The sequence below is a fragment of the Streptomyces sp. NPDC051907 genome, from assembly GCF_040681075.1.
In the GTDB taxonomy this organism is placed as follows: Bacteria; Actinomycetota; Actinomycetes; order Streptomycetales; family Streptomycetaceae; genus Streptomyces.
In genome coordinates this window covers 1-9,285 of the sequence record NZ_JBFAYB010000169.1, presented here as the reverse complement: position 1 = coordinate 9,285, position 9,285 = coordinate 1, and the positions used below count along the sequence as shown (strand labels likewise).

Sequence of the window (9,285 nt, the reverse complement as noted above, 5' to 3'; positions counted from 1 at the left end):
GAGGCGCTGATGCCGCTGAAGCTGGCGAAGTTCGGCGTACCGCTGGCCGACACCGCCCCGGCGGGCCTGGCCGCGGCGGGCGTGGACCCGGTGCTGCTGCCCCCGTCGCCTCTGGCGGCCACCGTGCAGCGCGTGGACGCGCAGCCTGCCTCGGCGCCGCAGGCCGTGACGGCGGCGGACGAGGTGGGGGAGGGGACTGAGCACGCCCGTGAGTCGGAGGCCAGTCCCTGGTCCGCCGCGACGCGCCCTGCCCGGTGCCACGAAATCGACGGGTCTGTAGGGGCTCAGACTCATCAGCAGCCGCTGGCGGACTTCCTCCTGGAGGACCGGGAGGCCCAGTTCCAGCGTGACGGGACCAAGCCTGATGGCACGATCGGCATCCCCGAGCCACGTGACGGCGAGCGGCCCCAAGGACGACCGGGTGAGTCGTACTTCCTCGCCTTGCGCGAGTTCGCCCACGCGTACGGACAGTTCCCCGACGGGGAGCAGTTGGCTCGCTACACCCGGGAGCTGTACGGACCGCGCGGCCCGGGCGCCGCTGCGCTCACGCCCGAGGCGCTCGCAGGACGCCTCGCGGCCTTTCGTGACCGCTTCGAATCTGAGCTGCGCAGCGGTCAGAGAAGCCCGGACGGAGGGCAGGAGCCAGTGGACGGGCAGGCTGAGGAGCCTGCGATATCCGTCGCACCCGACACACCCCTCGGTGAGACCGGGGACGATGAGGCCAACGGGACCGTTGCTCCGCCACTCGCAGAGAACGAAGAGCACCTCGCGGTCCCGACTGAGGAACCGCTCCCTGCCGCGGCCGGGCACCTGACCGTCGTCGACCGCTACTTCCAGGCGTGGGATGTGTATCGGCAGCGGCACGGGCGCGAGCCCAAGGACACGGAGCTGTCGCAGTTCCTCGCTGAGCACCGGATCCTGAGCCGTACGGGAGGGGCGGTCAAGCCCAGCACTCTGCGCCGCTACTTCCTCGAGTTCCGGATCTACAAGCTCTGGGCGCTCCAGCGCGAGGATCACGCCACTCCTCAACTCGACGACGTGGTCGAGGGTCTTGCCGAGCTCGGGGTCACTGCCCAGTACGGTCAGCCGATCACAGCCGAGTTCGCAGGCAAGTTCCTGCCGGACTTCGAGCGACGCTGGAACGCTCTCTCCGCGTCCCTGTCGAGATCGCCTGCGTGATCCGGACACCGTGCACGTGCACGGTGGCGACGCCGGCTCGCCTGGCGGCCGCGCGGTCTAGATTGGAGTTGGCTCCGGGTCGGCGCCGTGTTCCCCCGTCGCGATGCCGGCCCGGGCCCGCGCGCACCCTTGTGCCGCAGGACCAGCGAAGGCGAGGGCTCCCATTGGTCACCGCGTTGCGCATGGACGTGGACTCGACCGTCGAACCCGTGCTCCTGCCCGACGCCGATGCGCAACGGGACGCTTTGGCCGGCCTCGTCGGCGGCGCCCCCGAGGAAGCGTTCTAACGTCGGCGCGCACTGCTCCACGTTCACGGCAACGGCCGCTCGGTCGGCTTGCGCAGCAATCTGGGGGCGTGGTCGCTCGCCTGCGCGTGGCGCGGGCTGGAACTGCCCTATGCCCTGTACGGGGTCGTCGTCGTCACCGGGCCGCGCCTTGGCGATGGGGGAGTGGCTCCCCTGGAGGACCTGCTTGCGCAGCAGGTCCATGCTGTGGCGCAGACCGTGCGGGAGACCGTCGAGGAATGGCGGCGACGCCCTCCTGCCTCGGGAGACGCGGCCGCACAGGAGCTTCTCGCCTACGTGCGCCGCGACGTGCTGGCGACCGGCTGATGCGCACCCCGCTCGGACAGGCGCAAAGACCGCTTCGCACTCCGTACGCAATGCGCAGAGAAGGGCTGCGCGGTGCGCACACGGGCGACGGAGAAGGAGCGCGCGCAGGCGCGAGTCGTTTGAGCGCCCGCTCGCAGGTTCCGTCTTCGAGTTCCGGATCTGAGCCGTCCGCTGGGACATGACTGGGACATGAAGAGTCTGTGTAGCCTGTCGATCTCTTCGAACAGGATAAGATCTGACGGTGGAAGCCGAACGCCCCTACGCTGCGATCCGGCTCCCTGAGGGCTCCTGGTGGGACTGGGAGGTCGTTGCCTGGGACGCCGGCCAGTTCCGGTTGGCCGCAGGGTACGACCTGACCTATCACCATGGACTGGAGCTGGTCTTCAGCGATCCGGCCTTCGTCAGCTGCCCGTCGACGTTCCACGATCCGGTCTTCCGCATGCCCACGTCTGAGGAGTGGCTGCGAGTCGCCCGCCAGCTCGGTGAAAGGCCGCCCGCGCTGGCTGCGTTCGAGGCGGACGCGAACGGGCAGGAGCCCGTCTCCTGCCTCATCGCCGCGGAACGGTTCGAGATCCTTCGCGGACCGTTCTGAGGCCTTGGCCGGGACGACGACCCTGGGGCAGTGCCGCGCCCCCTGGGTGCGGTCGACCAGACGGCAGGGAGGCCCTTGCCAGGCAGCCGCAGTCACAGCTGGCGGCGGCCACGAGGACGCCGTACGCCGCCGGTGCCGAGGCGCCGCCGGGATGCTTGGTCTCGACCTTGGGACGCGGTTCTCCGGCTGGCTCCGGTTCGCAGGTCAGCCTTGGCCGGCATGCACCGGGGTCTGCCGGTCGGACAGAACGTGAGCGATGGTCTGTTCGGTGAGGGGATCTACGGAGACGTCGTTGGCGCGGGTGACGTGTTGGACGCGGGCGATGGCTTTGTGGACGCCGGAGGTGTTCCCGGCCGCCCGTTCGATGTGCATCCAGTCCCGGTAGAGGACTTCGGCGGTCTCGTCGATGTCCAGACCGCGCAAGGCTGCCTGGCGGGCGGCGTCCAGGTCGGGTGGATCGGTCTCGGCGTGCCAGGTGGCGAGGGTGTGGGCGACGTCGACGACGCGGGAGAGCATCTCCTGCTGGACGGAGTCCGCCCAGGGGAAGTCCCGGCCGTCGAACGGCCTGCCTCGGACGAGGCCGAGAGCGTCTTCCAGGTCCGGGATTCCGGCGGTGGGGCCGGCGGCGAGCGCGCGGGCGGCCAGGCGCTGGAAGCGGTCCCAGTCTGAGCGCACGCCGAAGTGGAAGGCGTAGCCGTTGTTGTGCCGGGGGAGGTAGGGAGCGCCGTCGGGGGCGGATCCGAACCGGCTGCGGATTTCGGAGAGTCGGGACTGCAGCGTGCGGGCGGACCAGGGGGAGACCGGGTCCATCGCGGAGCACAGGGTTGCGATGGTCCGGCCGGGCCGCAGGAGGATGAGCGCGGCCAGGGCAGCGATCTTGGGGCCGTGGCCGGAGCCGGCGGTCCCGGTGACCTGGAGCGGTCCCAGCACGTTGATCTCCGGTGCGTCCGGGACGTGGGCGTCTTCGTCGGCGAGTTCGGGCGGCTCTGCGGCGTCGTCTGGGAGGCCGGCAGGCGTGTGGTCCGGTTCGTCGCTGTGGGCAGCGGTCGGGGCGGCGGAGTGGGGCAGCCGGATGAGGGACGGGTCTGCTGAGGCGAGCAGGGCGGGGAAGGGGCTGCTGAGATCGTCGCCCTGTGCCGCTGCGGTGGCGGGCGCCGAGGGCCGGGCCGGGGCGGGCCGGGGCGCGGCGGCCGCCAGCTCGTGGTCTTCGGCGAGCTGCCAGGTTCCGGTGGCGGATTGAGCGGGCTGTTCGGCGACGTTCAGCGCATGGACGTATTGGCGGTACTGGTCGTCGGTGAGCCGCTGCAGCCGCACCGGTCCGGCCGCGTGGGGCAGAGTGACCGCGGTGTCGGGCGCGACCGAGACCGGTTCGGCGTCGGGGAAGGCCCGTCGTGTGGCGGCGTTGGCGGGCAGGACCGCCGCGATGGGCAGCTCGCGTGCGGCGGAGATCGCGTCGGCGAGCTGCCAGGCCTGCTCGGCGTCGACGTCGGTGGCGCAGACGAGGATCCACGGCAGCGGCGGCGGAGCGCTCTCGTGGTCTGCGTTGCGCTGATGCGCCTCCACCAGGACGCCGCCCAAGTCGGCGATGACGGACGGCACATGCGGCAGGGCGCGGATCCGGCCCTGGGGGAGCAGGCCGGCCAGCCGGGCGCCGAGGCCCACCGTGAGGATCTCGGTGTGATCGCTCCAACTGCTGGTGCCCGCCTCCAGGGCCACGGCCCTGGCGACCGCGAGCACGTCGGCGGGATCGCCTTCGAGGAGCAGCGTGCCCAGGCGGAGGAGGTCGACCAGCTGCAGCGCGCCGTCGTCGCTGCTGCCCAGCGTGACCAGGCCCGGGAACGGGGCGAGCGTCGTCTGGTCCGCGTCGTCGTCGAGGAGCGGGGTCTTCGGGTCGAGCGACCAGACGTCGGGGGCGTCGCCGGAGGTGAACGGGGGCAGCGGCTCGGCCGACGGGTCCTCGAGGACCAGCTGGACGGACCGGTCGGCGACGCGCGCGCCGCGGACGGTGGGCAGCTCGCGGCGTGTGGCGCGGGCGTTATGGGCAAGGGTCCGCAGCGCGGACTCCAGCAGAGCCACGCCGTCGGGGGCGGCGCTGGCGTTGAGGACCTGCTCGAGCGCGCTCGGGTCGGCGTCGACGGCGATCGTCTCGCCCGCCCGGCGGCGGCGCTGCTGCAGGATCCGCTTCACGCCGAGGGCTCCGGCCAGCGATGCGGCCAACAGCGCGCCGATCCCGACGGCGAGCGGCCCGTGCGACGTGATCGCAGAGTCCTCGCCCGCGCTGTCGGCCGCGGCCGCGGGCTCCTCCGCGGTCGGCGGCTCGCTTGCCTCGGCGCCCGTTTCAGGCCCGCCGGACTCCGCCGGGGACGGATGCGGCGGGGGCACCTCGTCGCGGTCCGGAGCCTCGTCGGGGCGGGCGGGCGTCTGCTGCGACGGGACCGCGGCCGGCGGCTCTGCGCTCGCGTCGGGACTCTCCCGGCCGACGCCTGCGTCGGCCCCGGGGCGGTCAGGCGGGGCAGGTGCGTCCGGCTGTTTCGGGGGCGCGGGCTCGGCGGGCCGCTCGGGCGCAGTCGGCTCGGCTCGGGCCGGGAGGTCGAGTCGCTGACCGGGGTGGATGAGGTCGGGGTCGGCGATCTGTTCCCGGTTGGCGCGGTAGAGCGCGGGCCACTCGTCGCCGTCCCCGAGCTGTTGCTGCGCGATCAGGGACAGCGAGTCGCCGGGCTGGACCGTGTACGGAGCCCGGTCCTCCCGCAGAGCGCCGTGGAGTTGGAACCCCGCCCGGGGGGCGGACGAAGACGAGGCGGGAGTGGTGCGGCCTGGCGGGAGGAGCAGCGTCCATCCGGGCTTGATCGGTGCGTCGGCGTGGAAGACGCTGCCGTCGGCCATGGTGCGGTGCTCGTTGAGGTCGGCGATGGCCGTGTACCGTTCGCCGCCGCCGAGCTCGCGCTCCGCGATCTGCCACAGGCTCTCCGCCGGTCGTGCGTCGCGGACGGTGTAGGCACGCGGCCCAGGACCCGCCTGCGATTGTGCTGTCGTCGGCCGTGCCGCCTCAGGGCCGGCGTCCTCGTCTGCTGCGGCGGGACCCTCGTGTTCCGGCGCCTGAGGGGCCGCGACCGGCACGGACGCGGGGGCGGCGGTCGCCGTGCCGATGGGCAGCAGGACCAGGACGCCGCCGACGAGGGTGGCAGCGGCGCGTTGTCCCAGGCGGAGGCCAGGCAGGCGGGGAGCGGTGCGGCCGCGGAGCTGCGCCGGGATCTCCACCAGAAGCGACAGGGCGAGACTCGCCCAGCCGAGCCAGCCCGTCGCGGCGAGCGCCAGCAGGAACGCGCCGGAGGTGTCCTGGCGGGAGAGCAGATGCGTGAGGTCGTCCACGCCGTCCGGGGCCGCGGCCCAGGTGGCCTCCCACAGCAGCCACGGCAACCCTGCCAGGGCGAGGAGCAGCACCGCCGACGCCACGGCCCGCAGCGCGCCGACGCCGACCGCGCCCGGGCGCTGCGGGGCGGGGGAGGGGGGCGGAGCCATCTAGGGGCCTTCCTGAGGAGTGGTGACGCCGTGCAGCAGGACGGCTTGGCCGTGCCCGGTCACGGCCAGCTGGGAGACGCCGACGAGGGCGAGGACCTTGGTGTCGTACGCGTCGGCGACCGTCACCTGCAGGCGGGCGCCGCCGTCGGCGAACACGACGCTGCCGTCGACTCCGGCCCGGCGCAGGTAGGCCTGGACGGCGACAGTGGCGGCCGCGGGGTCGGCGACCACGCCGTCGCCCTCGACGGCGCGGGCGGGGTCGATGGCCTGGGCCCCGGCCCGGGCGGCTTCCATGGCCAGTGCGTCGGCGCGCTCCGCCGCGCGGAGCCGGCCGGCGCCGTCGACGACCAGGAGCCCGCCGAGGGCGAGCAGCGGCACGGTGACGATCGCGGCGAAGACGGACACGCCGCCCCGGTCCCGGGCCCGCAAGCGCCGGTAGCTGCTGCGCAGCCGGTGGTCGCGCATAGTCAGCCGCTCCTTTCCCGGTGGGCGTCGACGATCGAGGTGAAGCACGAGGTGACGGTGCGTGCGCCGGGACCGCCCGGGCCGAGGAAGACCAGGTCGCCGAGCGGGACCGTGCACGAGACGGTCACGGTGACGTGGGAGAACTGGCCCAGCGGAGCCGCGAGCCCGCTCGTGTCCGCCTCCACACGGGTCGTGGTGCAGGGCTGGTCCTGCCCGGCCAGCGACGCGGCGGCCGCCTCGCGGGCGTTCGCCTGCGCGGCGGCGGGGGTCCGGGCCAGGGACGCCGCGCGGGCGGCGTGCTCTGCTGCCATGTCCGCGGCCTGCCCGGCCAGGGAGACGCGGGCAGCGGCCAGGAACAGCAGGCCGAAGCCGATGAGAAGCGGCACGACGACGACCGCTTCGATCGGCGCGCTGCCCCGTTCCCCGTCGCCGCCCCTGGATCGCCGCACCATGGTCAGCCTCCCTGGGGAGCGGTCCACCGCTCGACGGCGCCGGAGGCGTCCGCGTGCACCGACCAGTTCGGCACCCCGGGAATCAGCGACAGAGCCGTCCCGGAGACGCGGATGCGAATGCGCTCGGCGGTGCTGCCGCCGCTGGACACCTCGCGGTCGGTCAGGTTGCTCCCGGCGAGCCGGTCCAGCGCGCTGCGGGCCTGGGCCTCGCCGTCGACGGGAGTGGCCCCGTACATCCGGCCGGCTGCGACGCCCTCCCGAGCAGCGGTCTGCGCGATGGCGCGGGCGTTGCCCCACAACACGGCCTGGACGCCCGTGACGAACAGGGCCAGCACCACGGGGAAGACGATCGCGGTCTGGATCGCGGCGTCTCCCCGGTCCTCGCCCAGCCGTGACCGCAGCGCGCTGATCACGGGCCGAGCAGCTTCCCGCTGTACTTCGCGTACAGCGCGGCCATCCCGCCGGCGATCAGGGCGGCTCCGGCGATGGTGGCGAGGACGATGATGACGGTGGGGATCGGTCCGTCCCCGCGGTCTTTGTTCTCGGCGGCTTCCGCGCGGACGGCTGCCAGCCGCGCGCGCACCGAGCGGGCCAGCCGCTCGGCGTGCACTGCCGCCTTCAGCGGGGCGTCTTTGAGTGTGTCGGTCACTGCATCTCTCCTGGATCGTCGACCGCCCGGCCGCAGACAGGGCGGTCAGAGGAACATCAAGTTCAAGACGGCGGGGAAGGCGACGGCGAACATGACGATCACAGCGAGCAGCGCGCCGGGCGCGCTCAACTTCTCGCTGTCCGCGTTTGCTTCGGCGGCCTGACCTGCCAGCAGCTCGGTGCGCAGGCTCCTGGCGCGGGCGCGCAGCGTGTCGTAGACGGCGGCTCCGTCGTTCGAGGACAGCCGCATGATGTCGGCGAGGTCGGCCAGGACGGGCAGGCGAAGCTGGTCGCCGAGGTCGTCCAGCGCCTCCCACGGCGAGGACTTCTGCGCCCGGGCGCGCAGCAGCGCGTCCTGGATGCGGGTGAAGGCCCAGCCGCGGCCCACGCGGGCAGCTTCCTGCAGCGCCTGGGCGGCCCCCACGTTCGACGCCATCCGCATCGCCACCAGCTCCAGGTAGGCGGCTGCGGCGTGGGCGAACTCCACGCGCGCCTTGGCGGCCTGGTCGCGGACGTGCCAGTCGGGCACGAACCACAGCGCCACGGCGGCCAGGACGCCGACGAGGCCGGGGACGAACGGGGACACGCCCAGGCCCATCAGCGCCCAGCCGGCCGCCACCATGACCGGCAGCAGCAGCCCGGCCATGGCCAGGCCCGCCTTGGTGAGCAGGAACTGCTCCGGCCCCTGTCCGATCAGCAACAGGTGGGCGCGCGGCAGCGGGCCCGGCGCCCGCTCGACCAGCCACTCGCCGCCCAGCCTGCGGCCCGCGCCTGGGTCCGCCTCGAGACTGCCGCCGCGATCGTTCGGGGGGTTCAACCGGCGCAGCGCCGGGCCGAGTCTGGCCGGCGCCGGGACTGCCTCGCGCACCAGCAGCGCCACCCCGGATCCCACCACGCCTCCGCAGACCACGAGCATGCTCGTCGCGCTCACGGCGACACCCCCTGGGCCGCGGGCTGCCTGACGCGGCTGCGCGGATCGCTGACGAGGAACCGGGGCACCGGCCGGTGGCCGGCCAGCGAGCGCATCCACGCCAGGACGGCGGCGAACGCCCCGCCCAGCAGCGCGAGGACCAGCTGACCCAGCCCGGTGGCGTACGGGGCGGTGTAGTGCGGGACGGCGAACCCGGCGAGGACGACGAGCAGGCTGATGATCGTCATCCAGCGCACAGCGGTACGGGACTTGGCCCGGTCGGCTTCGATCGTGCGGCGTGCGGCCACCTCGTCGCGGACCGACGCGGCCAGGTCCTCCAGGGCCTGGGCAAGGCCCGGTCCGGAGTCGATCGCGCACAGCGCGAGAGCGGCGCACACCTTGTCCGCGGTCACGTCGTCGACCTGCTGCGCGAAGTCCTCCAGAGCCTCCCTCGCCTGCCATCCGGCCTGCAGCTTGTCGGCCAGCTCGCTCACCTCGCCGTGCAGCGCCGGCGGCGCGTTCTTCCGACCGGAGACGAGAGCCTGCTGCAGCCCCAGGCCGAGCCGCAGCACATCGGACAGCCGCTGGGTCCACTCGCCCAGCGCCTCCAGCTTGGCGATCCGCCGCGCCGCCGAACCGGTCGCCAGCAGCCACGGCACCCCCGCCACCGCCGCGCCCAACAGCCAGAACCGCCAACACCTGTTCCAAACACAAGAAGCAAAACATCTGACAAACCTTTTGCCGCACCAAATTTCACTTCGGCAAGCGCTGCACAATTGGCATCATTTTCGATAGAAACAGGTAAACCAAATCGTTTTTCTAGTTCAGCATGAATATCAAAATTATGAATATAAGGGAGAGCACTTGCTCCTTCAATGACACCAGTCGCTTTATTTACTGCTCCTGGGG

9 protein-coding genes and 2 pseudogenes are annotated in these 9,285 nt (G+C 72.8%); 3 read left to right on the top strand and 8 right to left on the bottom strand.

Annotation, left to right across the window (positions count from 1 at the left end):
* The 3 genes and pseudogenes from AB0M39_RS40350 to AB0M39_RS40340 all read left to right on the top strand — a co-directional run.
* Positions 1-1,179: pseudogene (locus tag AB0M39_RS40350) on the top strand (hypothetical protein); the annotation flags it as partial.
* Between the two features lie 335 nt (positions 1,180-1,514).
* Entirely contained in the window at positions 1,515-1,790 is a 276-nt protein-coding gene (locus tag AB0M39_RS40345) for a hypothetical protein (protein WP_365373700.1), read from the top strand.
* Positions 1,791-2,031: 241 nt separating this feature from the next.
* Positions 2,032-2,382 carry a hypothetical protein gene (locus tag AB0M39_RS40340; protein ID WP_365373697.1) on the top strand — a complete coding sequence of 117 codons (351 nt, stop codon included), beginning with the start codon at positions 2,032-2,034 and terminating at the stop codon, positions 2,380-2,382.
* A 204-nt stretch (positions 2,383-2,586) separates the two neighbouring features.
* On the opposite strand, the gene AB0M39_RS40335 is transcribed toward AB0M39_RS40340, so the two are convergent.
* From AB0M39_RS40335 to AB0M39_RS40300, 8 genes and pseudogenes are all read right to left on the bottom strand, one after another.
* Positions 2,587-5,901, bottom strand: coding sequence for a LysM peptidoglycan-binding domain-containing protein (locus AB0M39_RS40335; RefSeq protein ID WP_365373694.1), 3,315 nt, complete (start codon positions 5,899-5,901; stop codon positions 2,587-2,589).
* The gene (locus tag AB0M39_RS40330; protein ID WP_365373690.1) at positions 5,902-6,366 is read right to left on the bottom strand and encodes a hypothetical protein; all 465 of its coding nucleotides are present in this window, start codon (positions 6,364-6,366) and stop codon (positions 5,902-5,904) included.
* A 2-nt stretch (positions 6,367-6,368) separates the two neighbouring features.
* A complete protein-coding gene (locus AB0M39_RS40325; protein WP_365373687.1) occupies positions 6,369-6,818 on the bottom strand; it encodes a pilus assembly protein in 450 nt (149 codons plus the stop codon).
* Positions 6,819-6,820: 2 nt separating this feature from the next.
* Positions 6,821-7,231, bottom strand: coding sequence for a TadE/TadG family type IV pilus assembly protein (locus tag AB0M39_RS40320; RefSeq protein WP_365373684.1), 411 nt, complete (start codon positions 7,229-7,231; stop codon positions 6,821-6,823).
* Positions 7,228-7,467 (bottom strand): hypothetical protein, encoded by a 240-nt coding sequence (locus tag AB0M39_RS40315; RefSeq protein ID WP_365373681.1) that lies wholly within the window; start codon positions 7,465-7,467, stop codon positions 7,228-7,230. Before AB0M39_RS40315 ends, AB0M39_RS40320 begins: the two co-directional genes overlap by 4 nt.
* Before the next feature lie 45 nt (positions 7,468-7,512).
* Positions 7,513-8,397 (bottom strand): type II secretion system F family protein, encoded by an 885-nt coding sequence (locus AB0M39_RS40310; protein WP_365373678.1) that lies wholly within the window; start codon positions 8,395-8,397, stop codon positions 7,513-7,515.
* A complete protein-coding gene (locus tag AB0M39_RS40305) occupies positions 8,394-9,035 on the bottom strand; it encodes a type II secretion system F family protein (protein WP_365373676.1) in 642 nt (213 codons plus the stop codon). Before AB0M39_RS40305 ends, AB0M39_RS40310 begins: the two co-directional genes overlap by 4 nt.
* An 86-nt stretch (positions 9,036-9,121) precedes the next feature.
* Positions 9,122-9,226: pseudogene (locus tag AB0M39_RS40300) on the bottom strand (ROK family protein); the annotation flags it as partial.
* Positions 9,227-9,285: the final 59 nt, after the last annotated feature.